Raw genomic sequence first — 26,243 nt, 5'->3', positions numbered from 1 at the left:
GGAACGATGCGGCGCACACGGAGGTGTCGTATCTCATTCGTCGCCCGGACGGGTGCGGATTGGTCAAGGTGCTCCGAACACATCAAGGTGTGCCGGTGAACGTCGAGGTGTGCCGGACACGCGTGAGACCGCCGGCGGTCCGATCGACCGCGGCGGCCTCGGCGCCCGGCGTCAACCGGTGGTGAGGGTGAGCCCGTAGGTCGTCAGGATCGGGTTCACCGGCTGGTAGTACGTCGTGCCGCCGACGGTGCAGTTGCCGGAGCCGCCGGAGGTGACGCCCTGCGCCTCGCTGCCCGAGATGAACGAGCCGCCGGAGTCGCCCGGCTCGGCGCAGACATTGCTGCGGGTGACCCCCCGGATCGTGCCCTCGGGGTACTGCACGCTGGTGTCGTGCTGCTGGATGGTGCCGCAGTGCCAGCCGGTCGTCGAGCCGGAGCGGCAGACGGACGAGCCCACCGGCGCTTCCTGGGAGCCGGTGACGGTGACGTTGGTGCCCTGGGGGCCGATCACCCATGGCTGCGGGGCCCAGTCGGCGTTGGTGGCCACCCATGCGTAGTCGTTGCCGGGGAAGCTGGAGCCCTGGAAGGTGCCTTGCGCCACCCGGTTGAAGCCGGCGGTGGTGTCGCCCTGGCCGCCGCAGTGGCCGGCGGTGACGAAGCCGTTCTGCTCGGCCTTGGTCACCGAGAAGCCGATCGAGCAGCGGGCGGCGTCGTTGATGTAGAACGCCTCGCCGCCGCGCAGGTCGTACAGCGGGCTGGGCCGTTCGGCCGACTCCACGACCCGTACCACCTCGCGGTCCGCGCTGCTCGCGGCGACGAAGGCGGCCGCCTCGGTGGGCTCGGCCGACTGCACCACGACGCCGTTGGTCTTGACGTCCACGTACCAGGCGGAGGCGACATCGGCGGCCGGGGGGCGCTCGGAGGCGGCGCGGTCCAGGGCCTGCTTGGCGTCGACGAGGGCCTTGAGGCTGTGCTTGACGACGGCGGCCTTGGCACCGCCGGCCGTGATGGTGGCGCTCTGCTCCTCGTCGGTGGTGGCCACGGTGAGTTCGGCGGTGTTGCCGGACACCCACGCGCCGCCGTAGGAGCTGCCCAGGCTCTTGCGCAGCCCCGGTTCGGCCTCTCCGGCCCGGTACTCGTTGGATATCCGCATCCGCGCCTCATCGGCCGTCAGGCCCAGATCGCGCTGCATCGAGGCCAGCATCTCGGGGGGCACCTCCCTCCGGGGGCGGGGGGAGGGTTCACCGGGGTCGGCCACCGCGGGTATGCCGCTCCCCAGGAAGAGGGCGGCTATCGCGACGGTGCAACCGGCGGCCAGCTCAAGGCCGTGACGGCGTCTGCGGGACATCTTCGGTCTCCTCGGCTAGGAAAGTGGTCACGCTGTGTGCCCATCTGGGCGCCAAGCGTAATTGCCGGGGACGTGCCTCGCTCGGTGGGCCGCACCGGCCCCGCACGGGGGCATGCGCCCGGGATATGCCAGGGCGGTGAGTGACGGTGGATACGGGTCCGCCCCGCCGCGGGGGGACGCGGCGGGGCGGAACGGCGGAGCTCAGCCGTTGAAGGTCACGGGCTCAGCCGTTGAAGGTCTCGGGGTCGAAGCCCAGACGGTTGCCGGTGTCGAGGGAGTCGATCGCCGACAGGTCCTCGGAGTCCAGCTGGAAGTCGAAGACGTCGATGTTCTCCTTGATCCGCGACGGGGTCACGGACTTGGGAATCACCACATTGCCGAGGTCCAGATGCCAGCGCAGCACCACCTGGGCCGGGGTCTTCCCGTGCTTCTCGGCGATCTCCGCCAGCTTCGGGTCCTCCAGCAGGCCCTTGCCCTGGCCGAGCGGGGACCACGCCTCGGTGACGATGTCATGGCGGGCGTTGAAGGCGCGCAGCTCCGCCTGCGGCAGCTGTGGGTGCAGCTCGATCTGGTCGATCACCGGGACGATCGAGGTCTCGGAGAGCAGCCGCTGGATGTGGGCGGAGTGGAAGTTGGACAGGCCGATGGCCTTGGCGCGGCCCTCGGAGTAGATCTTCTCGAACGCCTTCCAGGTGTCCACGTACTTGTCGACCCCGGGCATCGGCCAGTGGATCAGGTAGAGATCCACATACTCCAGGCCCAGCTTGGTCAGCGAGGTGTCGAAGGCGCGCAGGGTCGAGTCGTACCCCTGGTCACCGTTCCAGAGCTTGGTGGTGACGAACAGCTCATCGCGCGCGAGGCCCGACGCGGCGAGCCCCTTCCCCGTGCCCTCCTCGTTCCCGTATATCGCGGCCGTGTCGATGCTCCGGTACCCGGCGTCCAGTGCGTTGCGCACCGCGACCTGCGCCTCGTCGTCGGGGATCTGCCAGACACCGAAGCCGAGCTGCGGCATCCGTACGCCGTTGTTGAGCGTGATGAAGGGGACCTTGCTCACGAGCAGTCGATCCTTACGTCGGATGTGGATTACGTGCTTCCAACAAACACAACGATCAACGGCCTGCCGTCATTCCCGTTCACCAGGGTCGCCCGCGCAGGATCACCACTCCGTCCCCGTCCCGCCCGATGCGCTCCGCCGCCCGCCGCGCCGCCCGCTCCAGCGTGGGCGCCTCGCCCAGCAGACCGTAGAGCCCGCCCGCGAAGGCCGCAGACGCCGCGCCGTCCAGCGGTCCGCGGTGGGCGATCACCACCTCGGCCGCCCCGGTGAAGAGCGCGGCCAGCGGGGCGCCCTCGGGGCAGCCCAGCACCACACCGGGCAGCGGGGCGCCGGTCAGCCGGCGGTAGACGGTCAGCAGCCCGGCCAGCCGTGCGGCCGGTGTGTGATGCGCTCGCCCGTCGCCGTCCTCGAAGACCAGCGTGCGCCCCTCACGGCGGCAGACCAGATGCAGCACATCCGGGCGTACGGTGAGAATCCGCCGCAGATCGGTGGCGGCCGCGGCGGGGCACCGGTCCACCGTCAGGACGCCACGGGCCGCCCGCTGGACCGCGGCTAACTCCTGGCCGCCCGGAGCGGCGCCGGTCACCAGCACCCGCCGGACCCCGCCCGGCCGCCCCCGTAAGGCGGCGCGGAACACCTCGTTGTGCGGATAGGAGACACCGGCGGCGGCCAGGACGCGCAGCCTGCCGTCCGCGACCCGGCCCGCGGCGACCGCCCCGGCCACCGCGGACCAGAACTCCCCGGCGGTCGTGGCGGCCGCCGGTATGTGCTCGGCGGGGAAGCCCGCTCTGCGCAGCAGCGCCACGGCGGACGGGCCGGGCGGGAAGACCCGCGCCAACTCCTCGGTTTCCTCGGCCGTCAGCGCCGGATGCCCGTCCCCGTCCTGGCCGTCCACTGTGTTCCGTCGCTCCTCGCCTGTGCTCGTACCGCTCTGTGCCCCCGCTTCCGTCCCTACTGAAGCGCGGCCAGGCGCAGCGGTTCCTCGAGCTCCTCCCGGAAGCGGTGCAGGGTGTGCCCCTCGCGCACCGTGGCGCCCACCGCGACCGCCGCCCGGCTCACCGCCCCGCGCGGTGCCCGCACCACCATGGCCAGCCGGTACGTCCCGCCGATGCGCACCGCGGAGGTGTGCCGGATCTCCCAGCCCGGATCGGAGCGCAGCTCGCGCCGCGCCTCCAGACAGACCCGCTCGCCGAAGGCGGTGTCGCCGCCGTCCTGGAATCCGAGCCCCGGGCCGAGATGGGCCGCCGGCGCCGATGCCGTCACCTCGGCGGTGAGCTGGCGCGGGGTCATGGACCAGGCCACCGGCTGGAAGACCGCGGTGCCCCGCCGCACCGGTTCCGCCGTGAGGCTGAGATCGAGATTGACCGAGTGCAGGGCGGGGTCCGGCGCGTCCCGGGCGCAGGTCACCGACAGATGCACCAGGTGATAGACGGCGTTGTCCGCCTCGGTACGAAGGAAGTCCAGCAGCTCCGGATCCGGTCCGACGAGGTCGGCCGTGACCGGTAAGGCCACCGGCCCGCCCAGGACCACCCGCCCGGCCAGCCTCGGGCCGCTGGGCTGGGGTGTCTCCTCGGACAGCAGGGCCAGTTCGCGTTCGGGCAGTTCGGGGAGAATGACATCGATCATTTCGTGCCCCCTTCGCGGCTCAGGTGTTGTACAGCGCCTCGACCTCGACGGCGTACGCCTGTTCGATTGCCTTTCGCTTCAGTTTCAGCGACGGCGTCAGCAGACCATGCTCCTCGGAGAACTGCGCGGCAAGTATCCGGAAGGTACGAATCGACTCCGCCTGGGAAACGGTGGTGTTCGCCGCGACCACCGCCCGCCGGATCTCGGTCTCCAGATCCGGGTCCCGGACCAGCTCGCCCGGCGGCAGCTCCGGTTTGCCGCGCATCGTCAGCCAGTGCGCCACGGCCTCCGGGTCGAGGGTGACCAGCGCCGCGACATACGGGCGGTCATTGCCGACCACGATGCACTGGGCCACCAGCGGATGCGCCCGCACCCGCTCCTCCAGGCCCGCCGGGGAGACCGACTTGCCGCTGGAGGTCACCAGGATCTCCTTCTTCCGCCCGGTGATGGTGAGATAGCCGTCGTCGTCCAGCGTGCCCAGGTCGCCGGTGGCGAGCCAGCCGTCGCGCAGCACAGCGTCGGTCGCCTTGGGATCGCCGAGGTAGCCCTCGAAGACCTGGCCGCCGCGCACCCACACCTCGCCGTCGTCGGCGAGGTGGACCGTGGTGCCGGGGATCGGCACGCCGACCGTGCCGAAGCGGGTCTGCTCGGGAGGGTTGGCGGTGGCGGCGGCGGTGGACTCGGTGAGGCCGTAGCCCTCGTAGATGATGACGCCCGCGCCCGCGAAGAACAGGCCGAGTCGCCGCTCCATGCCCGAACCGCCCGACATCGCGTGCCGCACCCGGCCGCCCATCGCCGCGCGCACCTTGCCGTAGACGGCCTTCTCGAAGAACTGGTGCTGCACCCGCAGCGCGGCGCCCGGACCCGGACCGGTGCCGAACGCCTTGGCCTCCTGTGCCTCCGCGTACCGCACCGCCACGTCCACGGCCTTCTCGAACACCCCCAGCTTGCCGTCCGCCTCGGCCTTGCGGCGCGCCGCCGCGAACACCTTCTCGAAGATGTACGGCACCGCGAGGATGAAGGTCGGCCGGAACGTCTTCAGATCGGGCAGCAGCGCGGCGGCCGAGAGCCTGGGCTGGTGACCGAGCTTGACCTTGCCGCGGATGGCGGCGACCTCCACCATCCGGCCGAAGACATGGGCGAGCGGGAGGAAGAGCAGGGTGGCGGCCTCGTCGCCCCGCTTGGAGTGGAAGGCCTCCTCGTACCGCTCGACGATGTTGTCGCATTCCGCCATCAGATTGGCGTGGGTGATCACACAGCCCTTGGGGCGGCCGGTGGTGCCCGAGGTGTAGATGATGGTCGCGGGCTGCTCGGGGGTCACGGCCAGCCGGTGCCGTTCCACCATGTCGTCCTCGACGGACTCCCCGGCCGCCAGCAACTCCTCCAGGGCCCCCGCGTCCAGCTGCCACAGCTGCCTCAGATGCGGCAGCCGGCCGACCACCGAGCCGACCGTCATCGCATGGTCCTCATGCTCCACGACACAGGCGGAGACCCCCGCGTCATGCAGCATCCAGCAGACCTGCTCGGCGGAGGAGGTGGGGTACAGCGGGACGCTCTGGGCGCCGATGGTCCACAGGGCGAAGTCGAAGAGCGTCCACTCATAGCGGGTGGGGCACATGATGGCGACGCGATCGCCGAATCGGACACCACGGGCCAGCAGGCCCTTGGCGAGAGTCATCACCTCGTCCCGGAACTGGCCCGCGGTCACGTTCTGCCAGCCGCCGTCCGCCGTTTTGCGCGCCAGTGCAACCCGGAGGGGGTCGGAGTCCGCATGGTCGAAGACGGCGTCCGCCAGTCCTCCGGCCTGAGGCGGCGTCGCCAACGGGGGGACGGTGAACTCGCGCAATACCTGCTCCTTGAAGCCGCTGGGCACAGCGCCGCGACCGTACCCGATCCGGCCCCCGATGCGGGAGAGGTGTTTTGTGCCCGGAACGTACGGAATGCCGGGCGGACAGTGAGGTGAAAGGGTATCAATCAGACACCGACGAGGGCGGATTGCGTGGAGTCTGGCCCTATGCGCCGCGTGTGTGGCTTATATGTAACGGTCTTCTGCACGAAATCTCTCCGATCGTGGCACAGGCCCCGCCAGGATCGCGGCGGCGAGTCGCTCCGCGGCGGCGTGCGGGGCGCCCTCCTGCCGACGCTTTCCGTACAACAGTACGAAATCCACCGGGCCGAGCTCCGGCAGCCCCGCCCGTTCGGGGACCGGTGCCAGGCCTGGCGGAATCAGGCCATGGGTATGGGCCATCACCCCGAGCCCGGCGCGGGCCGCCGCGACCAGACCGTTGAGACTGCCACTGGTGCACACGATCCGCCATGACCTGCCGTGTCGCTCCAGCACATCCAGCGCGCGGGCCCGGGTCAGCCCGGGCGGCGGGAAGACGATCAGGGGGAGCGGACGGTCCGGATCCAGCCGCAGCCGCTCGGCGCCGATCCACACCAGCCGGTCCCGCCACACCAGCTGCCCGCCCGGCCGGTCCTCGGACCGCTTGGCCAGCACCAGATCCAGCTTGCCCGCCTCCAGCCGCTCGTGCAGCGTGCCCGACAGCTCGACGCTGAGCTCCAGATCCACCTCGGGATGGTCGCGGCGGAACCCCTCCAGGATCTCCGGCAGCCGGGTCACCACGAAGTCCTCCGAGGCGCCGAAGCGCAGCCGGCCGCGCAGCCGGGTGCCCCGGAACCAGCTCTCCGCCCGCTCGTTCGCCTCCAGGATGGAGCGGGCGAACCCCAGCATGGCCTCGCCGTCCTCGGTCAGCTCCACCCCGTGGGTGTCGCGGGCGAACAGCTGCCGCCCCACGGCCGCCTCCAGCTTGCGGACCTGCTGGCTCACGGTGGACTGACGCACCCCGAGGCGGTCGGCGGCCTGGGTGAAGCTGAGGGTCTGGGACACCGCGAGAAACGTCCGGAGCTGGGCGGGGTCGTACATGGCGGCCACTGTACGCCCGGGCCATCACGGAAGGCGATGACAGTCAGAGCGGTATACGGGATTCCCGATGGCCTTGATCGGGAGCACTATGGAGCGGGCCCCGTCCGTGTCCACGCGAGGCGGGAACGAGCGAGAAGCCAGGCCGGCAAAGCGAGAGTCCGACCAGCAAGAGCGAGAAGTCCGACCAGCAAGAGCGAGAAAGAGAACGAATGCCGCACCGCCCGCACGTCCGCAAGATCGCATTTCCCGCCCTTCCCCCCTGGCTCCCCCTGGACGGTTTCATCCTCGGACTCATCGGCACCGTGGCGCTCGCCGTGCTGCTCCCGGTCAGCGGCCGGGCCGCCACCATCACCGACGGGGCCACCACGGTCGCGGTCGCCTTCCTCTTCTTCCTCTACGGCGCCCGGCTCTCCACCCGTGAGGCGCTGGACGGGGTGCGCCACTGGCGGCTCCATCTGACCGTGCTGGTGTGCACCTTCGTCATCTTCCCGGCCCTCGGCCTGGCCGCGCGCGGACTCGTGCCGTACGTGCTGACGCATCCCCTCTACGCCGGACTGCTCTTCCTGTGCCTGGTGCCCTCCACGGTCCAGTCCTCCATCGCCTTCACCTCGATCGCCCGGGGCAATGTGGCCGCCGCGATCTGTGCGGGCTCCTTCTCCAGCCTGCTCGGCGTGGTGGTCACCCCGGTGCTGGTCGCGCTGTTGCTGGGGGGCAGCGGAGGCGGCTTCTCGGCCGACTCGATGATCAAGATCGGGCTTCAGCTGCTGGCCCCCTTCCTCGCCGGGCAGCTGCTGCGCCGCTGGATCGGCGGCTTCATCTCGCGCCACCGGGCGGTGCTGCGGCTGGTCGACCGGGGCTCGGTGCTGCTCGTGGTCTACGCGGCGTTCAGCGAGGGCATGGTCCGGGGCATCTGGCACCAGGTGACCCCGGCGCGGCTGGCGATCCTGCTCGGTGTCGAGGCGGTCCTGCTCACGGTGATGCTCACGCTCACCTCGTACGGCTCGCGGAAGCTGGGCTTCGTCCGCGAGGACCGGATCACGATCGTGTTCGCGGGGTCGAAGAAGAGCCTGGCCGCCGGGCTGCCGATGGCGAGTGTGCTCTTCGGCGCCCAGGCGAGCCTGGCGGTGCTGCCGCTGATGCTCTTCCACCAGATGCAGCTGATGGTCTGCGCGGTGCTGGCCCGCCGCTTCGCGGCGCGGGCGCCGGAGGCGGCGGTGGCGGGAGCCGAGACCCGGTCCGTGGCCCGGGCCGATACGGACAGCGCGGACGACGCCGCGCTGACCCGCGTCTGACGTCAGCGTGTGGCGCCCGGGTTTCCGGCGGCCGGGTCTCCGGCGGGCGGGTCGTCGGTGGCCGGGTCTCCGGCGGGCTGGTCGTCGGTGGTCTGGTCGTCGGCAGGCGGCAGCGGCTTGCGGGCGATGAGGGACGCCTGCGGGGTGGGTTCCCAGCGCTCCGGTTCACGGAAGGTCCGGGCGTGGACGGGCAGTCCGGCCTCGGTCAGCAACTCGGCGATCCGGTCCGGCTGCCAGCGGCGGAAGGTCAGCGACACCTCATGGCCGAACGCCTCCGTGTAGACCCGTTGCTCATCGCCCACCTGGAAGCCCACCAGCGCGTATCCACCGGGCGCGAGCACCCGGTGGAACTCGGCGAACGCATCCGGCAGCCGCTCCTGCGGAATGTGGATCGTGGAGTACCACGCCACCACGGCGGCGAGGGTGCCGTCCGGGATGTCCAGGGCCAGCATCGACCCCTCCTCGAACCGCAGCCCGGGATGCTCCCGCCGGGCCAGCTCCACCATTCGCGGCGACAGGTCGATCCCGTACACGGACAGCCCCAGACCGTGGAGATGCGCCGTCACCCGGCCCGGCCCGCAGCCCACATCGGCCACCGGTCCGCCCCCGGCGTTCCGTACCAGCTCGGCGAACCCGGCGAACACCGCCCGTTCCAGCGTCTGGGCCGCCAGTTCATCGCGGAAACGCTCGTCGTAGTCGAGGGCCATGGCGTCGTAGGACGCCCGCGTGGAGTTGAGGAAGTCGGCTTCGGTCACGGCCGAACACCCTAGCGGGACGCACCGCGGATTTTTCCCCAACCCGCCCCTTCCCGCTACCAAGGGCTCCGCCCCTGGTCCCCGGGGTTAAGGGGCGGAGCCCCAGTTGTGGGAAGGGGCGGGGAGGGGAGCAGCCCGCCGCCGGCGTACGCGTACCGCCGGACATCCCTGAAGCGGGACGCACCTGCGCCGGGCACCGTTGTCAGACCCCTCTGGGAGGCTTCGGACATGACGACGCTCACGCTGCAGCTGACCATCGACTGTGCCGAGCCACGCCGGATGGTGGCCTTCTGGTCCGAGGCCCTGGGCTATGTGCCCGAGCCCCCGCCGGGCGGCCACGCCACCTGGCGGGAGTACTGGGCGGACATGGGGGTGCCCGCGGAGGAACTGCCCCCCGGGGCCGGGGAGATCCCGGAGTCCATCGTGGATCCGGAGGGGCAGGGGCCACGGGTGTGGTTCCAGCAGGTTCCGGAGTCCAAGGTCACCAAGAACCGGCTGCATCTCGATCTGAAGGTGGGCGGTGGGCGGGATGTGCCCCTCGCGGTCCGCACCGAGCGTGTCACCGCGACCGTGGACCGGCTGAAGGGGGCCGGAGCCACGGTCCTGCGGATCATGGACGAGCCGGAGATGGAGTACTACGCGGTGGTGCTCCAGGACCCGGAGGGCAATGAGTTCTGTGTCGTCTAGTCGTGGGATGACCGCACGCGGTCGAGGGGGAGGTGGACGAGGGCGCCGGAGTGGGGGCCGTCGAGCGGGGCGTTGAACTCGCGGACACGGCGCAGTTCGGTGTCGGACAGGGCACGGGCGTACAGGCGGAACTCATCGAGATCGCCCGTCATCCGGGAGCGGCTGTCCACGGCCTGGCCGAGGTGGAGGCCGAAGGGCGCGGTGCGGCTCACGGTGCCCGGGGCGTCGGGGGCGGTGACCGCGGTGCCGCCGTCCACGGTGAGGGAGAGCCGCCCGCCGCCGCGGACCAGCGCGAGGTGGTGCCACTGCCCGTCGTTGTACGCGGCGTCGGTGGACACCGAGGCGCTGGTGAAGGTCGCGAAACCGTTGACCGTGGTCATCAGCGCCCGGATCCGGTTGCTCCCGGGCTCACCCCGCAGCCAGACCTGCGGCTGTTTGTTGCCGATGCCGCCCATCCACAGGAACGGATGCTGCCCGGAGGCGGCCGAGTAGCGGAACCACAGGCTTACGGTGAAGTCGCGGGTGCCCAGCGGCAGGGCGTTCCGGTACGGCACCCGTACGGCGTCGTCCGTGCCGTCGAAGGACAGCGCGTCGCCGAAGCGGCCGTCGTCGCGCCCCGCCGCGCCGCCGAGTACGGTCGCGGACCGGGCGCCGGGCGCGCGGTCGTCGGTGGTGGGGGAGGGCGGCTGCCGGGAGCCCAGCCAGTCCTCCGTGAAGCGGGCGAAGCGGATCTCGTCGCGGGCGTCCACCGCACCGCCCTCGTACAGCAGCCCCACCGTGTCTCGGGAGATCGCGACCATGTCGGAGTAGCCGGACCAGTCGGTGGTGACGACCTTGCCGCGGTCCCCACCGTCCCAGGTGCGGGCCTCGTCCCAGGAGGAGCGGATCATCATGGTGCGGCGGCGGTCGGGGTCGGCGGGGGCGGAGAAGAGCAGCCGGCCGTAGCCGTCGCGGGCCGGGTCGCGCAGCCGCAGGATCGAGCCCTGCACCTGGGGGGTGGGCAGATCGGGGATGGCGCGGAAGGGCGCGGTGAAGCTCTGGCCGCCGTCCCGGCTGATGGCGTAGTCGCGGTGGCCCAGATCGGTGCCGTCCTGTTCCCGGCCGCTGACGTAGATCGAGCCGTCGGCGCGCTCCACCAGCGTCATCTCGGACGGCTTCTGGCGGAAGGTGCCGTCCTCGGCGAGCGGATAGCTGTCCACCGCGCCGATGCGCCAGCGGTCGCCGCCGTCGTCGCTGTAGGCGAGCGCGGCGTGGTTGTCGGTGATGCGGCCGCCGCTGAAGCTCTCGGTGTTGAGGGTGAAGACCAGTCGGCCCTTGTGGTGTCCGCGCTGGAGCTGGATGCCGTGGACGGGGCCGGTGGCGTACCAGGAGTTCCACTGGGCCGGCATCAGCGAGGAGCTCAGATCGCGCGGGGCCGACCAGGTGGCGCCGTTGTCGTCGCTGTACTGGAGGTGCGGGGAACGGTCGCAGGGGATGTCACAGCTCTGGGAGTCGTCGCGGCCGGTGTTGTAGGTGCTGGCGAGCACGATGCGGCCGGTGCGCTGGTCCACGATGGGCGCGGGGTTGCCGTGGGTGTCACCGTCGCCGTCATTGACCACCTGGAGCGGGCCCCAGGTGCGGCCGCCGTCGGTGGAGCGCTTGAGGACCAGATCGATGTCCCCGGCGTCGCCGCAGTTGTCGACCCGGCCCTCGGCGAAGGCGAGCAGGGTGCCGTCCTTGGCCTTGACGACCGCCGGGATCCGGAAGCAGGCGTAGCCCTGTTCCTGGGCGGATTTGAAGAGGACCTGTTGTTCGAAGCCGGAGTCGGCGCGGGCCGCGGACGCGGAGGAATCCGTGTCCGCGGCCCGTACCGGAAGCGGGATCAGGGCCAGCGCCGCGGCGGTGAGGAGCATGGAGGCGCGGCGCCGCCACGGTCTGGTACGGGAGCGGGGTGGTCTGGTGCGGGGACGTGTGCGGAGAACTGACGCCATGGTCACTGCCTGCCCTTCAGACTGCCTCATTGAGGCATCGGCATCTGGACGTCGAGGACGTCGGGCATCACGCCATGAGGCATCATGCCGTCAGGACATCAAGACATCCCATGTCTCACACATGACTGCGGCTGAAAGTGTCTCGTCCTGCGGTCGCCCGGGACAAGAACCGTGCGTCATATCCTCGTGACACTGCGCCAGTTGGGGTGAGGGCGGGGCGCGAGGGGGACGGCGCCCGCCCCCCGGATGGCGCCCCGCTTCGGTCAGCGCATGGCCGTCTGACCCGCCGTGATGACCTGGTCCAGCAGCGACCGGGACAGCTCGAGCTCCTCGATGGCCGAGGTCATCCGCTCCCGCTCGGCCCGCAGTTCGCCCAGCAGATTCGGGCAGGTGGGCACGAGGTGCTCACCGTCGCCGCGGAGGCAGGGCAGAACCTGGGAGATGGTCGCCGTCGACAGCCCGGCCGCCAGCAGCGCGCGGATGCGCCGCACCACCGCCACATCGGACGCGCGGTAGGCGCGATAGCCGCTGGGCAGCCGCTCGGGCCGGAGGAGCCCCTGCTGTTCGTAGTAGCGCAGCAGCCGTTCGCTCACCCCGGTGCGGTGGGACAGCTCGCCGATCCGCATGGGCCTCCTCCTCACGGCGGTGACTCTCCGAACCCTCCAATGGGTGTCAGACCTAGGGATGTCAAAGCTTACGGCCTCCGATCCCCTCGCACAGAACGCGGTCGATGAGGCCCTGCATGACCCTCTCGGCCCGGAGCAGCTGCTCGTCATCGGCGGTCTTGCCACTCGAGCTGATGGTCACCGAGCGTCGCCCGCCCTCGGTGAAGCCGGTGCGCACCGTGGCCCCTTCGAGGTCGCCGCCGTGGCCCCAGCGGTAGCCGCCGCAGCTGAGCGGCTGGCGTATCATCCCGAGCCCGTACCGGGCGTGCGGGAAGGCCACCTCGAAGTCCGGCCCGACGGGGACGGTCCGGCGCATCTCGGCCAGCTGCGCCCGGGGCAGCAGACGGCCGCTCAGCAGGGCGGTGTAGAAGCGGTCCAGATCGCGGTCGGTGCTGATGAGGGAACCGGCCGCACCGCCCCAGGAGACGTTCCGCAGCGTGGTGTCCGTCCAGCCGTCGGAGCCGGGGAAGCGCTGATACGTATGGGCGTACGGGCCCTTGATCCGTGGATCGTCCCCGGGCTCATAGGTGCCGGTCAGGCCCAGCGGGCGGATGACGCGGTCGCGGACCTCCTCCGGCCATGCGCGCCCGGTGACCTTCTGGACGATCATTCCGGCGAGGACATAGCCGGGGTTGGAGTAGTTCCACTCGGGCTTGGGGTCGTCGGCCGGGGCGGGCGGGAAGTCGGGCCGGTGCTTCATCGCCCCGGCCACCACCCGCTCGGGGGAGACATGGTCGAACCGGGTCCGCTCGAAGTCCGCCGCCGAGTCGCCGGTGTCGTCGCTGTAGGCGTAGTTGTGGATGCCGCTGGTGTGCTGGAGCAGATTCCTGACGGTGATCCGGCGGCCGTCGTTGCCATTGCCGCTCACCACGCCCGGCAGCCACTTGTCCACCGGATCGCTCAGCGAGAGCCGCCCCTCGGCGACGAGTTGGAGGACGACGGTGGCCACGAAGGACTTGGTGACGCTCGCGGCCCGGTAGTGCGCCCCGTACGGCATGGGACGGCCGGTGTCGCGCTCCGCCTCGCCCGCGCGGGCGTGGATCCGTCGGTGGCCGTCGCGCACCTCCACGGTGATGCCGATGAATCCGGCGTCCTCCAGTGTCCGGGCCACCGCGCGCCGCAACTCGGCCTCGGTGAGCCTGCGACCAGCGGAGGTGGCGGAGGTGGCGGAGTCGGCGGGGGACGAGGCGGGGCGGGACTTCGGTGCTGTGGCGGCGGCCGGGACCGCGGCCGCACCGCCGAGCAGGGCGGCGGTGACGGCGGCGGCCGTAACGAGGCGTAAGCGAGGGCGCTTCGTGGGTGCGTTCATGTCTCACCAGCTTCCGGGGACGGCGGTGCTCCGGCCATGCGGCCAGCCCCCGGGTTCGGGTGGGGACAGCCCCATGGCCGGGCTCCGGCCGGCTTCGGTCGGGGGTCCGGCCGGGCGCTCGGGGGCGGTCAGGCCGACGAGCCGCTGTCCACCACGAGATCCGTGCCGACCACGGCGCCCGCCGCCGGTGAGGCGAGGTAGAGGACGGCCGCCGCGATCTCGTCCGCCTCCGCGACCCGGCCCAGCGGAGTATCGCTCTTCGCCCGCTCGGCGCGGTCGGCCTCGGTCTCACCCGGCAGCAGCGACATGGGGCCGTCGGAGGCGCCGGGGCTGACCGCGTTGATCCGGACGCCCTGATGGATGTGGTCGAGCGCGGCGATCCGGGTCAGCGTGGCGACCGCCGCCTTGGAGGTGCTGTAGGCGCCGAGGCCCGATACCCGCAGATGGGTGCCGAGGTTGGAGGAGACATTGACGATCGCCCCGCCGCCGTGCTCCTTCATGTGCGCGATCTGGTGCTTCATGGCCAGCCAGACACCGGTGACATTGGTGCGAAGCACCGCCTCCCAGTCCTCCTCGCTGACCTCGCCGACGGGCCCCTTGCCGCGCAGTATCCCGGCGTTGTTGACCGCGATGTCCAGTGCGCCGAAGCGGGCGACGGCGCTGTGCACCAGCTCCCGAAGCTGCTCGGAGTCGGTCACATCGGCGGTCACGGCGGTGGCCCGGCCATCGGCGGCCTCGATGAGGCGGACCGTCTCGGCCAGGGTGGATTCGGTGCGGCCGGCGGCGACCACGGAGGCGCCTTCGGCGGCGAAGGCGAGCGCGATGGCACGGCCGAGACCGGTGCCCGCTCCGCTGACGAGGGCGGTCTTTCCGGTGAAGCGGTTCACTGCGTGGCTCCTTGAGTGAGAGAGGAGGGACGTGATGGACGGGGCGGACGGCTCCGCTGGACGCGGAGGTTCAGGGCGGCGACGAGGGCGAGCGCGGCCCCCGTCGCGGCGAGGGAGACGGCATCGCTGCCGAAGGTGAGCACGATGGCGAAGACCACGGTCGGGCCGAGCTCCATCGCGGTGTTCAGCACCCCGCCCGCGAGCCCGGTCCGCTCATGCGGCACCCCGTGGGTGGTGAGCACGGCGGCCCCGGCGAAGGAGACGGCGGCACCGGCCGGCAGCAGCACCAGCCCCGGCAGCAGTGCGGAGGCGTAAGGAGCGTGCGGGTCAAGGCCGGTGAGGGCGAGCAGCACCAGCCCGGCGCCGGCCGTGGCCAGTCCGGCGGCGGTGACGACACGGGGGCCGAAGCGGGCTATCAGCGGCCCGGCCGCCCGGCCCGAGGTGAGCAGGGCGATGGCGAACGGCACAAAGGCGGCCGAGGTCCGCAGCGGCGACCAGTCACGGTCCTGCTGGAGATGGAGCGAGAGGGTCACAAAGGTCATCGCGGTCGCGCAGGCGCTGAACGCGATGGCCGCGAGGGCGAGCGCCCGCCGCCGGTCCAGCAGGAAGCGGGGCGGCAGCAGCGGATCGCCCGCCCGGCGCTCCGCGTACCAGAACGCGATGAGCAGTGCGGCTCCGATGAGCAGGGGCACCAGCACTCCGGCCGACGACCAGGGCAGGGCGTCGGTGGCCACGAGCCCGTAACTGGCGAGCGTGATTCCGGCCGTGGCCAGCAGCGCGCCCGGCAGATCGAGCGCCCGGCCCCGGCTCGGCGGGGTGTCCGGCAGCAGCCGGGGCGCGAGGACGAGCGCGGCCACGGCCACCGCCGGCGGTACGGCGAAGCTCCAGCGCCAGGACAGCAGCTCGGCTATGACACCGGAGAGCAGATTGCCCGCGGTCGCGCCGAGCACGGAGAGCCCGCCCCAGGTCGCCATCGCCTTGCCGTAGGCGGCGGGAGTGGGGAAGACGGCGCGCAGCACGGTCATGGCGGCGGGCGCTATCAGGGCCGCCCCCGCGCCCTGGGCGAACCGGGCCGCGAGCAGGGTCCCGATATCGGAGGCGAACGGGGCGGCGGCCGAGGCGGCGGCGAAGAGGACGATCCCGGCGGTGAGGGCCCGCCGCCCGCCGTAGCGGTCGGAGAGGCGCCCGCCGAAGAGCAGCAGCCCGGCGAAGGTCAGCCCATAGGCCGCGCTGAGCAGAATCAGATCGGCCCGCTCCAGGCCGAAGGCCCGGCCGATCTCGGGCAGCGGCACGGCGATCGCCGCGAGCGTGAAGATCAGCGTGATCTGGACGGAGCCGAGCAGCGCGAAGGCCCGGCGATGGTGGGTCGTGACGGTGGTGGGGTCTGTGTCTGTGTCTGTGTCTGTGTTGGCGTCGGTATCGGTGTCGCACGGGGTGTCGGTGACGGTCATCTCTCCCCCAATATTTGACCGATCGTTTTAATATGAGGGCATGCGAATGGGCTCGGTGTGACTCCCGTGATCGTGAGAGATCAGTCCAGCAGTGCCAGCGCCTGCTCCGCCGCGTCCCGCACCCGAGCCGGGTCGTCCGACGCCTTGCCGACCACCCGCAACCCCTGCAACAGCACGAACAGCATCCGTGCCAGCGCGCGGGGGTCGCGGTCCTCGGAGAGCTCTCCCTGGGCCTGGGCCCGTATCAGCGCGGAGTACAGCGGGGTCTCCACGCGGTCCCAGCTGAGCTCCACCCGGCGGGCCGCCGCCGGGTCGTGCGGCGCCAGCTCGGCCGCCGTGTTGGTCACCAGGCAGCCCGCCAGCCGCAGCTCCGGGGAGGCGGCCTCCTCGGCGAAGCGGCGCACCACCGCCCGCACCGCGGGCAGCGCCGGACCGGGCTGGGACAGCTCGGCCAGCAGGGACGGGTCGCGCGTCTCCGCATAGCGGTCCATGGCCTTCAGGTACAGCTCGTGCTTGCTGCCGAAGGTCGCGTAGATACTGGCGCGGCCGATGCCGAGATAGTCGACGAGGTCCGCCATCGAGGTCGCTTCATAGCCGCGCTGCCAGAACAGCTCGAGAGCCGACTGGAGGGCGGCCTCTGGATCGAATTCCTTCGTTCTGGCCATGACCCAACCGTAGCACCTAACCAGAACGAGCGGTCAAGAACACTTTCGAGTGAAGGTCCCGATGTGGAACGTAGGTACGGAGTCACCGGGCCCGGTAGGGGCCGGCCGACGCAGGGGGCGCTCCCCGTCGGCCGGCCCGCCAACCCGTGCAGCGGGCGGACCGCTCCTCAGGCCCCGCCGACTGCTGTCCGCAGGGCGAGCCGCTGCTCGCCCGCGTACACGTTCATCGAGGTGCCGCGGAGGAAGCCGACCAGGGTCAGCCCCGTCTCCGCCGCCAGATCCACCGCCAGCGAGGAGGGCGCCGACACCGCCGCCAGCACCGGGATCCCCGCCATCACGGCCTTCTGCGCCAGCTCGAAGGAGGCGCGGCCCGAGACCATCAGCACCGACCCCGACAGTGGCAGCAGGCCCTGCTGGAGTGCCCGTCCCACCAGCTTGTCCACCGCGTTGTGCCGCCCCACGTCCTCCCGCAGGTCCAGCAGCTCTCCGTCCGGGCTGAACAGCGCCGCCGCGTGCAGACCACCGGTCCGGTCGAAGACGCGCTGCGCCGCGCGGAGCCGGTCCGGGAGCGCGGAGAGCGTCTCGGGCTCGATCCGGACGGCGGAGCCCCCGGCGTCCTCGAAGCCGTCCGCCAGCGGCCAGCGCGCGGTCGTCCGGACCGCGTCCAGGCTGGCCTTGCCGCACAGACCGCAGGACGAGGTCGTGTAGACATTGCGTTCGAGCGTGATGTCCGGGACCGGCACGCCCGGGGCCAGCGTCACATCCACCACGTTGTAGGTGTTGGACCCTCCCCCAGCTACCGCTGGGGGTGCCCCCGGAGTGGCGCCCGCGCAGTAGACGATGTTCGCCAGCTCGTCCGCGCGCCCGAGGACACCCTCGCTCACCAGGAATCCGGCGGCGAGGGCGAAGTCGTCGCCCGGAGTGCGCATGGTGATGGCCAGTGGTTTGCCGTTCAGCCGGATCTCCAGCGGCTCCTCCGCCACGAGGGTGTCCGGCCGGGTGCTGACCGCCCCGTCCCGGATGCGGATGACGCGGCGTCGCTCGGTGACCCGTCCCATGTCGATCAGTCCCGGTTCTGTGCGTGGTTCTGTACGTGCTGGTACCCGAAACGGCCCTTGATGCACAGGTTCCCGTGCGTGACGGGATTGTCGTGCGGCGAAGTGACCTTCACGATCTCATTCTCCTGCACATGGAGGGTGAGATTGCAGCCCACACCACAGTAGGCGCACACCGTGGTCGTCTCCGTCTGGGCCGCCTCGTCCCACGTCCCGGCCTCCCGCATGTCGAACTCCGTCTTGAAGCTCAGCGCGCCGGTCGGGCAGACCTCGATGCAGTTGCCGCAGTAGACACACGCGGAGTCGGTGAGGGGCGCGTCGTGCTCGGTGGAGATCCGGGCGTCGAAGCCGCGGCCCGCGACCGCGATCGCGAAGGTGTTCTGCCACTGCTCACCACAGGCGTCCACGCACTTGTAGCAGAGGATGCATTTGTCGTAGTCGCGGACGTACAGGTCGTTGTCGACCTTCGGCTCCTCGTCCACCCGGGCCGCGTCCGCGCCGAAGCGGTCCGGCTCGGCCCCGTACTCCTCGATCCACTCGGCGGCGCGCGGGGTCGTGGACATATCGGTGGAGGAGGCCAGCAGCTCCAGGACGACCTTACGGCTGTGCCGGGCCCGCTCGGTGTCCGTGCGCACCTCCATGCCCTGCTCCACCCGGCGGGAGCAGGCGGGGGCGAGGGTGCGGGCGCCCTCCACCTCCACCACGCACACCCGGCAGGCGTTCTTCGGAGTGAGCGTGTCGCCCTGACACAGGGTCGGGATGTCCTTGTCCGCGGCGCGGCACGCGTCCAGCAGGGTGCTGCCCTCCGGGGCGCGGACCGGCTCGCCGTCCAGGGTGAGGTCCACCAGTCGGCGTGGGGGTCGCAGCGGTATCGCGGTCACTTGAAGGCTCCCAGGCGGTCGATGGCGGACTCCACGGCGTTCCAGGCGGTCTGGCCCAGACCGCAGATCGAGGCGTCCCGCATGGCCTGGCCGACCTCGCGCAGCAGCGCGATGTCCCCGGCCGCGGCGGCGCCCGTACGGTCCCTGAGCCGGTGCAGCGCCTCCTCCTGCCGTACGGTTCCCACCCGGCAGGGGACGCACTGGCCGCAGGACTCGTCGCGGAAGAACTCCGCGATGCGCAGCAGGACGCGGGGCAGCTCGACGCCCTCGTCCAGCACCAGCACGACCCCCGAGCCGAGCGTGGTGCCCGCGGCGCGCGTGCCCTCGAAGGTGAGCGGGACGTCCAGCTCGTCGGGGCGTACGAAACCGCCCGCGGCGCCGCCGAGCAGCACCGCGCGCAGGGTCTCGGGCGGCCCCGCGAGCTCCAGCAGCTCCCGCAGCGTCGCCCCGAACGGCAGCTCGTAGACGCCGGGCCGGGCGACCGTGCCGGAGACGCAGAACAGCTTGGTGCCGGTCGAGGTGCCGGTGCCGGTACGTGCGTACGCCTGCGCGCCCTCGATCAGAATCGGCAATACGTTGACCAGGGTCTCCACGTTGTTGACCGCGGTCGGCTTGCCGAACAGCCCCTTCTCGACCGGGAAGGGCGGTTTGCTGCGCGGTTCACCGCGCCGCCCCTCGATCGAGTTGAAGATCGCGGTCTCCTCGCCGCAGATGTACGCGCCCGCGCCGCGCCGGATCTCGATGTCGAACGCGAACCCCTGCCCCATGACGTCCTTACCGAGGAAGCCACGGGCCCGGGCCCGGTCGATGGCGGTGCGCAGCCGGCGCAGCGCGCGGGGGTACTCGCCGCGCAGATACAGATAGCCGCGGTGGGCCCCGGTGGCGTAGCCCGCGACGGTCATGGCCTCGATGAGGGCGTAGGGATCGCCCTCCATCAGGACCCGGTCCTTGAAGGTGCCCGGTTCGCTCTCGTCGGCGTTGCAGACCAGATAGTGCGGATGGTCGGGCTGCTGGGCGGTGGCCGACCACTTCCGCCCGGTCGGGAACGCGGCCCCGCCCCGTCCGACCAGACCCGCCTCGGTCACCTCCCGGATCACCCCGGCGGGTCCGAGCGCGAACGCGCGCCGCAGAGCGGCGTATCCGCCGTGGGCGCGGTAGTCGTCCAGCGACCCCGGGTCCACCACCCCGACCCGGCGCAGCAGCACCAGGCCGTTGCCTACGGCCAGGGGCACGGATGTGTCCTGCGGCGCGGAACTCCAGGGCCGCGCGGCGGGGTTGGCGTGCGGCCCTGTGTCTACGGAGTTCTCCGGCCGCTGCCCGGCGTCGGGGCCCGGGTCGGCCGCGGCCGCCTCGTCATCGGTCCCCGCCCGCGTGGCGGGCGGGGGGTGGGGGCCGTCGGCGCCGGTCTGGGGGACCGCGGCCACCGCGGGCGGCTCGGCCGCCGCCTCGTGCGGCGCCGACGCCGCGTCGGCGACCGCCTCGGCGGTGGCGGGGGCGACGACCGCGGTCCGCGGGGCCTCGCCCGCGCGGATCGCCAGGGCCGCCGGGGCGCGCTCGCACAGGCCCAGGCACGGGCTGGGCTGCCAGACGGCCCCGGACCCCGCCGAGCCCGCCGGGCCCACGTCCCGTTCGAGCTCCGCGCACAGCTCGGCGGAGCCCCGGGCCGCGCACGCCAGGTCCGTACAGACGTGGACGACGGTCGCCGGACGGGGTTTCACCGCGAACATCGCGTAGAAGGTCGCCACCCCGTAGCCCTCGGCCGGAGGGACCGTCAGCCGACGGCACAGATAGTCCAGGCCGCCCTCGCTGATCCAGCCCACCCGGTCGTTGAGGGCGTGCAGCCCGGGCAACAGCAGATCGCGCCGCTCCCGTGCCTCGCGGCCGCCGCGCGCCCAGCGCAGATCCGTGTCCGTACGGTCGTCCGCGCCCTCCCAGGCGGACTCGGGCGGGCCGAGCAGCGCGTCGACCGCGGCCCGCTCCTCGTCCGTGGGCTTGCTGTCACCGAACCGCAGATCCACGATCAGCTCCTTACGGCGGTCACGGGAATCTTCTCGATCCTTATGGCCGACGCCTTGAACTCGGCCGTCCCCGCGATGGGGCAGTTCGCCTCGATCGTCAGGGAGTTGGTGTCCACCTCGTCGGGGAAGTGCATGGTCATGAAGGCGAGACCGGGCCGGAGCCCGGGATCGATCCACACCGGCGCCACCACCGAACCGCGCCGCGAGGAGATCCGCACCCGCTCCTCGGCCTCCACCCGGTAGCGGGCCGCGTCCTCCGGGCACAGCTCGATGTACTCGCCGCGCCGCAGCGGAGAGGCGAAACCCCCGCTCTGCACCCCGGTGTTGTACGAGTCCAGGCGCCGTCCCGTGGTGAGCCGGATCGGGAAGGCGTCATCGGTCAGATCGACCGGCGGATCGTGCTTCACCGGTCCGAAGGGGGCGAGCGGGCCGCGCAGCGCCGGATCGTTCTCCCACAGCCGGCCGTGCAGATAGGTGGGCTCGAGACGGTCGGTGCTGGGGCAGGGCCACTGGATGCCCTGGTGCTCCTCCAGCCGCTCGTAGGTCATGCCGAAGTGGTCCGGGGAGACATCGCGCAGCTCGTTCCAGACCTCCTCCGCGCCCTCGAACTTCCAGTCGTGGCCGAGCCGCCGCGCCAGCTCGCAGATGATGTCGATGTCCTCGCGTGCCTCGCCCGGCGGCTCCACGGCCTTGCGCACCCGCTGGACGCGCCGCTCGCTGTTGGTGGTGGTGCCCTCCGTCTCGCACCAGCCGGCGGTCGCCGGGAGCACCACATCGGCCAGTTCGGCGGTCCGGGTGAGGAAGATGTCCTGCACCACCAGGTGCTCCAGCGATTCCAGCCGCCGGACGGCCTGCTCGGTGTCGGCCTCGGACTGGGCCGGGTTCTCGCCGACGCAGTAGACGGCGCGCAGTTCGCCCGCCTCCATGGCCTCGAACATCTCGGTGAGGTTCAGCCCGTAGCGCGGCTGGATGACCACGTTCCAGGCGCGCTCGAACTTGGACCGGATGGGCGGGTCCAGGATGTCCTGGAAGCCGGGCAGCCGGTTGGGGATGGCGCCCATGTCGCCGCCGCCCTGCACGTTGTTCTGGCCGCGCAGCGGCTGGAGTCCGCTGCCGTACCGGCCGACATGGCCGGTCAGCAGGGAGAGATTGATCAGCGCCCGGACGTTGTCGGTGCCGTTGTGGTGCTCGGTGATGCCGAGCGTCCAGCACAGCTGGGCGCGCTCGGCGGTGGCGTAGGCGTGCGCGAGATCGCGGATGGCGTCCGCCGGGACGCCGGTGACCTTCTCCGCGACGCTCAGCGTCCAGGGCTCCACATGGGCCGCGTACTCCTCGAAGCCGGTGGTCGCGCGCTCGATGAAGGCCCGGTTGGCGAGCCCCGCGTGGATGATCTCGCGGCCCACGGCGTGGGCGAGCGGGATGTCGGTGCCGACGTTCAGCCCCAGCCAGCTCTCCGCCCATTCGGCGGTCGAGGTGCGGCGCGGGTCGACGGCGTACATCCGGGCGCCGTTGTGGATGCCCTTGAGGACGTGATGGAAGAAGATCGGGTGCGCGAAGCGGGCGTTGGAGCCCCACATCACGATGAGGTCGGTGTCCTCGACCTCCCCGTACGACGAGGTGCCGCCGCCGGAGCCGAAGACGGCGGACAGCCCCGCGACGCTGGGCGCGTGGCAGGTGCGGTTGCAGGAGTCGACGTTGTTGGTGCCGATCACCACCCGGGTGAACTTCTGGGCCACGTAGTTCATCTCGTTGGTGGCGCGGGCGCAGGAGAACATGCCGAACGCGTCGGGCCCGTGGGCCGCCGTCACGGCCCGGAACCCGGCGGCGGCCCGGCTGAGCGCCTCGTCCCAGGAGGCGCGGCGGAGCTCTCCGCTCACTGAGTCCCGCACCAGGGGGTGGGTCAGCCGCGGGTACTGCTTCTGCTGTCGGTTGCGCTGGCGGTTACGGGCCACGACGGGCTCCTTACGGCGGTCACGCCGCGTGGTGCGACGTGAAGGGACCGAGCGTCCGGGAATCGTCGACTGAATATTGAATACAGTATGCCCGAGAAGGGGGTCAAGGAGTCGGACGACACCTCAACCCCCTTCCGTCTCCCGTTGGTGGGGCCTCGGACGGTGGGGCGAGCTCAGCCGGTGAAGAGCTGGGTGGCCTTCTGGACGAGTTCGTAGACCCCGTACCCGAAGGGCAGCACCACCCAGGCCCAGACGGCCACGGTCAGCGCGGTGCGGTTCCTGGTGGGCTCGGTCATCGGTCCCCTCCCTTCGCGGCGGGGGCCGCCTCGGACTCGGCCGCCGCGGGGGCCGGTTCGTGGAAGCGCGGATGGACCGGCCGTATCAGCTCGTTGGCGATGAAGCCGACGATCAGCAGCGCGATCATGATGGTGAGCGAGAGCGAGTACAGCCCGGGGCCGGTCTTCCCCGCCTCCTCCTGGTGGTCGGCCACCTTGTTGACGATGTACGGGCCGAGGACCCCGGCCACCGACCAGGCGGTGAGCAGCCGCCCGTGGATCGCGCCCACCTGATAGGTGCCGAACAGGTCCTTCAGATACGCCGGAACGGTCGAGAAGCCGCCGCCGTAGAAGGAGAGGATCACCAGGGCGCACACCACGAACAGGGGCTTCGAGGAGTCCCCGAGCTGTGAGATGGCCAGATACATCAGCGCGCCCACGCCCAGATAGACCCGGTACATGTTCTTGCGTCCGATGAGGTCGGAGGTGGACGACCACAGCAGCCGCCCGGCCATGTTGGCCGCCGACAGCAGGGCGACGAAACCGGCCGCCGCGGTGGCGGTCACGGGGGTGTCGGTGTCCTTGAAATAGTCGCCGATCATGGGCGCGGCCTTTTCCAGGATGCCGATGCCCGCCGTCACGTTCATGCACAGCACCACCCACAGGAACCAGAACTGCGGGGTGCGGATGGCGTTGCGCGCGGAGACGTCGGCCGTGCTGATCATGTGCCCTTGCTCCTGCGGCGGTTCCCAGCCGGCGGGCCGCCAGCCCTCGGGCGGTACGCGCACCAGCAGGACGCCGAGGGTCATGAACACCGCGTAGGTCACGCCGTGGACCAGGAAGGTGGCGGCGATGCCGCCGTTGTCGGTGCCGAAGTGCTCCAGCAGCTTGCTGGACCACGGCGAGGCGATGAGCGCCCCGCCGCCGAAGCCCATGATGGCGATGCCGGTGGCCATGCCGGGCCGGTCGGGGAACCACTTCATCAGCGTGGAGACGGGGGAGATGTAGCCGATGCCCAGCCCGATCCCGCCGATGAAGCCGTAGCCGAGAACCACCAGCCAGTACTGGCTGGTGGCGGCGCCGAGCGCGGCGACGAGGAAGCCGGAGGAGAAGCAGACGAGGGAGACGAACATCGCCCAGCGCGGGCCGTTGCGCTCCACGAGCGTGCCGCCGAAGGCGGCGGACAGGCCGAGCATCACGATGCCCAGCTGGAAGGGGAGCGCGCTGGCCGTGCCCGAGAGGTCCAGCGAGGACTCCAGGGGCGGCTTGAACACGCTCCACGCGTAGGCCTGGCCGATGGAGAGATGGACGGCCAGGGCGGCGGGCGGCACCAGCCAGCGGCTCCAGCCCGGTGGGGCCAGGGTGCGTGAGCGATGCAGCGGGCCGAGACGATCATTGGTGAGCATGTGCCCGGACTTTAAGGATTCAACGAGTCAATGACCAGACGTCAAGGTACCTGGGATGTGTCGGAGCCGTGGACAGGGTGGGTAAACTGTAGACAATAACCAATTCACGCATCCCGTGAATCCGGACATTCGGTGAACAGTGAGCCAGAGGGGGCGCGATGCTGTCCAGGGGACTGCCGCACGGCGCGGTGCCGAAGCTGGAGCGGCCCGGGCCACTCCGCGAGCGCGTCTACGAGGCGCTGCTCGAACTCATCACCACCCGTGCCCTCCGCCCCGGCCAGCACCTCGTGGAGAGCGAACTCGCGGGCCAGCTCGGGGTCTCCCGCCAGCCGGTGCGCGAGGCCCTCCAGCGGCTCAACACCGAGGGCTGGGTCGATCTGCGGCCCGCCCAGGGCGCGTTCGTCCACGAGCCCACCGAGGAGGAGGCCGATCAGCTCCTTACGGTGCGCACGCTCCTCGAGGCCGAGGCCGCCCGGCTGGCCGCCGCCGGGGCCGACGAGGCCGGCGTCGCCGCCCTCGAGGGCCTGTGCGCGAAGGGCGAGCGCGCGGTCCTGGACGACGATGTGGACGGCGCGGTCGCGGCCAACGCCGAATTCCACGCCAAGGTGATGGAACTGGCCGGAAACGCGGTCCTGTCCGAGCTGGCCGCCCAGGTGGACCGCAGGGTCCGCTGGTACTACACCCCGGTCGCCCGCCAGCGCGGCAAGCAGTCCTGGATCGAGCACCGCGAGCTGATCGCGGCCATCACCGCGGGCGACGAACGCGGCGCCACGGCCGTCATGCGCGCCCACACCGAACACACCCGCCGCACCTACCACGACCGCGAGCGCTCCTGACCCGATCCGCCGGCCCGCCGGTCCGCCCGGCGCCGCGACCTCCAGGCAGGCCCTAAGCGACGTCCATGCGCTCGACCGCGTCCTTGGCCTCCTTCAAGTCGGCGTCGGTGAGCTGCCGGTAGACCTTGATGGCCTCGATCTTCTTGCCCTCCCGCACCAGGGCCGCCACCCGCTCGAGACCGGGCTCGGCCACCTGGATGTCCAGGTGGCCGAGGATCAGATCCAGCTTGCGCTCGATGCGGTCCGCCCTGCGCTGGATCTTCTGAATCCTCGACTCCAGCAGCGGAAACTGCAGGATGAGAACCATGATCACGAGGTACGCCACTATCTCCATGAGCGGCGATCGTAGTGTCGGGCCGCCGTCGGTCCTGTTACGAGTTGGGCGACCGACTGTTACCGAGCGGTGGCGGGACTGTCGGTGCCCGGGGCCATACTGAGATGGGTCGGGCCTCCGACGCGGGGCCCGCTCGACGGAACCATGGCGACTACCCAACGGGGGTGGGGTTCGTGAAGTTCGACATGGGCAGTTCCACGCTGTCAACGCTGACCTCCCAGACATCCGGATCGAGTGATGACCTGGGGGCGCTCATCCGCCAACTGATCGCCGCGGCGCAGCCGCTGGAAGGCCGTTTCAACGGCGCGGGCAAGGCGGCGTTCGACCAGTTCAAGCAGAACGCGGACGAGATCACCGCGGCGCTCAACGGCTCGCTGCGGGACATCCTGGGCGGCCAGTCCGGGATGGACAAGGCATTCGGCAGCGGTGACGTGGAGTCGGCGGACAACGCGCGGCAGACCATGGCCGCGGCCAATTTCGACGCGGCCCGTTTCAACGGCCGGTGAGCACGGCGGGGGTGACGAGCAATGGGGAATCAGGATCGGCGCAGCTACGACACGGGGGCGTCGGGTGAGGTGCAGGGGAGCCTCGGCGTGGTGATCGGGCAGCTGGAGCGGGTGCTCACCGACCGGGACCGGGCGGTGAAGGCGGCCATGGCGGACTTCACCGCCGACGGCGTGGCGGACGAGTACCACGGCAAGGAAGCGCGGTGGAACAAGGCCGCCGCCGAGGTGCGGCAGATCATCCACCTGGTGAAGGCCACTCTGGAGAAGAACGACGGGACCGCCCAGCAGACCCTGTCCAGGGCCAAGGCGGCGGTGGACGCCATCGGCTGAACTCGCGTGACACCGC

At 71.3% G+C, this 26,243-nt stretch carries 25 protein-coding genes; 5 read left to right on the top strand and 20 right to left on the bottom strand.

Features of this window, described 5'->3' with window-relative positions:
* Positions 1-171 precede the first annotated feature (171 nt).
* From ACMTAK_RS13465 to ACMTAK_RS13440, 6 genes are all read right to left on the bottom strand, one after another.
* Complete coding sequence (locus ACMTAK_RS13465) at positions 172-1,347, bottom strand: S1 family peptidase (RefSeq protein ID WP_413806455.1); 1,176 nt, start codon at positions 1,345-1,347, stop codon at positions 172-174.
* A gap of 223 nt (positions 1,348-1,570) precedes the next feature.
* Entirely contained in the window at positions 1,571-2,401 is an 831-nt protein-coding gene (locus ACMTAK_RS13460; RefSeq protein WP_413806454.1) for an aldo/keto reductase, read from the bottom strand.
* A gap of 79 nt (positions 2,402-2,480) precedes the next feature.
* Entirely contained in the window at positions 2,481-3,296 is an 816-nt protein-coding gene (locus tag ACMTAK_RS13455) for an effector-associated domain EAD1-containing protein (RefSeq protein ID WP_413806453.1), read from the bottom strand.
* 56 nt (positions 3,297-3,352) lie between these two features.
* Positions 3,353-4,027, bottom strand: a complete 675-nt coding sequence (locus ACMTAK_RS13450; protein WP_413806452.1) for a hypothetical protein — start codon at positions 4,025-4,027, stop codon at positions 3,353-3,355.
* Positions 4,028-4,046: 19 nt separating this feature from the next.
* Complete coding sequence (locus tag ACMTAK_RS13445; RefSeq protein WP_413812872.1) at positions 4,047-5,873, bottom strand: AMP-dependent synthetase/ligase; 1,827 nt, start codon at positions 5,871-5,873, stop codon at positions 4,047-4,049.
* 186 nt (positions 5,874-6,059) lie between these two features.
* The gene (locus ACMTAK_RS13440) at positions 6,060-6,953 is read right to left on the bottom strand and encodes a LysR substrate-binding domain-containing protein (protein WP_413806451.1); all 894 of its coding nucleotides are present in this window, start codon (positions 6,951-6,953) and stop codon (positions 6,060-6,062) included.
* A 209-nt stretch (positions 6,954-7,162) separates the two neighbouring features.
* On the opposite strand from ACMTAK_RS13440, the gene ACMTAK_RS13435 reads away from it, so the two are divergent.
* On the top strand, positions 7,163-8,245 hold the full coding sequence (locus tag ACMTAK_RS13435) for a bile acid:sodium symporter family protein (RefSeq protein ID WP_413806450.1): 1,083 nt from the start codon (positions 7,163-7,165) through the stop codon (positions 8,243-8,245).
* Positions 8,246-8,247: 2 nt separating this feature from the next.
* Here ACMTAK_RS13435 and ACMTAK_RS13430 read toward each other — a convergent pair whose 3' ends face one another.
* The gene (locus tag ACMTAK_RS13430; protein WP_413806449.1) at positions 8,248-9,000 is read right to left on the bottom strand and encodes a class I SAM-dependent DNA methyltransferase; all 753 of its coding nucleotides are present in this window, start codon (positions 8,998-9,000) and stop codon (positions 8,248-8,250) included.
* A 228-nt stretch (positions 9,001-9,228) separates the two neighbouring features.
* Here ACMTAK_RS13430 and ACMTAK_RS13425 point away from each other — a divergent pair, with 228 nt between their 5' ends.
* Entirely contained in the window at positions 9,229-9,687 is a 459-nt protein-coding gene (locus tag ACMTAK_RS13425; RefSeq protein WP_413806448.1) for a VOC family protein, read from the top strand.
* Here the strand turns inward: ACMTAK_RS13425 and ACMTAK_RS13420 are convergent.
* From ACMTAK_RS13420 to ACMTAK_RS13365, 12 genes are all read right to left on the bottom strand, one after another.
* The gene (locus ACMTAK_RS13420) at positions 9,684-11,579 is read right to left on the bottom strand and encodes an exo-alpha-sialidase (RefSeq protein ID WP_413806447.1); all 1,896 of its coding nucleotides are present in this window, start codon (positions 11,577-11,579) and stop codon (positions 9,684-9,686) included. The two genes, ACMTAK_RS13425 and ACMTAK_RS13420, sit on opposite strands and share 4 nt — an antisense overlap.
* 341 nt (positions 11,580-11,920) lie before the next feature.
* Positions 11,921-12,283, bottom strand: a complete 363-nt coding sequence (locus tag ACMTAK_RS13415) for a MerR family transcriptional regulator (RefSeq protein ID WP_413806446.1) — start codon at positions 12,281-12,283, stop codon at positions 11,921-11,923.
* 61 nt (positions 12,284-12,344) lie between these two features.
* Entirely contained in the window at positions 12,345-13,631 is a 1,287-nt protein-coding gene (locus ACMTAK_RS13410; RefSeq protein ID WP_413806445.1) for a serine hydrolase domain-containing protein, read from the bottom strand.
* A gap of 128 nt (positions 13,632-13,759) precedes the next feature.
* Positions 13,760-14,518: an SDR family NAD(P)-dependent oxidoreductase gene (locus ACMTAK_RS13405; protein WP_413806444.1), complete on the bottom strand. Its 759-nt coding sequence runs from the start codon at positions 14,516-14,518 to the stop codon at positions 13,760-13,762.
* On the bottom strand, positions 14,515-15,969 hold the full coding sequence (locus tag ACMTAK_RS13400) for an MFS transporter (RefSeq protein ID WP_413806443.1): 1,455 nt from the start codon (positions 15,967-15,969) through the stop codon (positions 14,515-14,517). Before ACMTAK_RS13400 ends, ACMTAK_RS13405 begins: the two co-directional genes overlap by 4 nt.
* A gap of 80 nt (positions 15,970-16,049) precedes the next feature.
* Positions 16,050-16,634: a TetR/AcrR family transcriptional regulator gene (locus ACMTAK_RS13395; RefSeq protein ID WP_413806442.1), complete on the bottom strand. Its 585-nt coding sequence runs from the start codon at positions 16,632-16,634 to the stop codon at positions 16,050-16,052.
* A 167-nt stretch (positions 16,635-16,801) separates the two neighbouring features.
* Positions 16,802-17,692, bottom strand: coding sequence for a formate dehydrogenase accessory sulfurtransferase FdhD (gene fdhD, locus ACMTAK_RS13390; protein WP_413806441.1), 891 nt, complete (start codon positions 17,690-17,692; stop codon positions 16,802-16,804).
* 5 nt (positions 17,693-17,697) lie between these two features.
* Positions 17,698-18,570 carry a 2Fe-2S iron-sulfur cluster-binding protein gene (locus ACMTAK_RS13385; protein WP_413806440.1) on the bottom strand — a complete coding sequence of 291 codons (873 nt, stop codon included), beginning with the start codon at positions 18,568-18,570 and terminating at the stop codon, positions 17,698-17,700.
* Positions 18,567-20,588 carry an NADH-ubiquinone oxidoreductase-F iron-sulfur binding region domain-containing protein gene (locus tag ACMTAK_RS13380; protein WP_413806439.1) on the bottom strand — a complete coding sequence of 674 codons (2,022 nt, stop codon included), beginning with the start codon at positions 20,586-20,588 and terminating at the stop codon, positions 18,567-18,569. The genes ACMTAK_RS13385 and ACMTAK_RS13380 overlap by 4 nt, the downstream gene beginning before the upstream one ends.
* 2 nt (positions 20,589-20,590) lie before the next feature.
* On the bottom strand, positions 20,591-22,540 hold the full coding sequence (locus tag ACMTAK_RS13375; RefSeq protein WP_413806438.1) for a molybdopterin oxidoreductase family protein: 1,950 nt from the start codon (positions 22,538-22,540) through the stop codon (positions 20,591-20,593).
* A 173-nt stretch (positions 22,541-22,713) separates the two neighbouring features.
* Positions 22,714-22,836, bottom strand: coding sequence for an MFS transporter small subunit (locus ACMTAK_RS13370; protein WP_268981280.1), 123 nt, complete (start codon positions 22,834-22,836; stop codon positions 22,714-22,716).
* Positions 22,833-24,221: an L-lactate MFS transporter gene (locus tag ACMTAK_RS13365; protein WP_413806437.1), complete on the bottom strand. Its 1,389-nt coding sequence runs from the start codon at positions 24,219-24,221 to the stop codon at positions 22,833-22,835. Before ACMTAK_RS13365 ends, ACMTAK_RS13370 begins: the two co-directional genes overlap by 4 nt.
* 158 nt (positions 24,222-24,379) lie before the next feature.
* Here ACMTAK_RS13365 and ACMTAK_RS13360 point away from each other — a divergent pair, with 158 nt between their 5' ends.
* Positions 24,380-25,057: a GntR family transcriptional regulator gene (locus tag ACMTAK_RS13360; protein WP_413806436.1), complete on the top strand. Its 678-nt coding sequence runs from the start codon at positions 24,380-24,382 to the stop codon at positions 25,055-25,057.
* 52 nt (positions 25,058-25,109) lie between these two features.
* Here ACMTAK_RS13360 and ACMTAK_RS13355 read toward each other — a convergent pair whose 3' ends face one another.
* Positions 25,110-25,391: a ribosomal protein L7/L12 gene (locus ACMTAK_RS13355; RefSeq protein ID WP_413806435.1), complete on the bottom strand. Its 282-nt coding sequence runs from the start codon at positions 25,389-25,391 to the stop codon at positions 25,110-25,112.
* A 173-nt stretch (positions 25,392-25,564) separates the two neighbouring features.
* Between ACMTAK_RS13355 and ACMTAK_RS13350 the strand changes: the two genes are divergently transcribed.
* Both ACMTAK_RS13350 and ACMTAK_RS13345 read left to right on the top strand, forming a co-directional pair.
* Entirely contained in the window at positions 25,565-25,897 is a 333-nt protein-coding gene (locus ACMTAK_RS13350) for a hypothetical protein (RefSeq protein WP_037957788.1), read from the top strand.
* A gap of 21 nt (positions 25,898-25,918) precedes the next feature.
* Positions 25,919-26,227, top strand: coding sequence for a pore-forming ESAT-6 family protein (locus ACMTAK_RS13345; protein ID WP_137980117.1), 309 nt, complete (start codon positions 25,919-25,921; stop codon positions 26,225-26,227).
* Positions 26,228-26,243 lie beyond the last annotated feature (16 nt).

Source organism: Streptomyces lacaronensis, from assembly GCF_047337785.1.
GTDB lineage: Bacteria > Actinomycetota > Actinomycetes > Streptomycetales > Streptomycetaceae > Streptomyces > Streptomyces lycopersici.
This window is presented reverse-complemented; position numbering and strand designations above follow the sequence as displayed.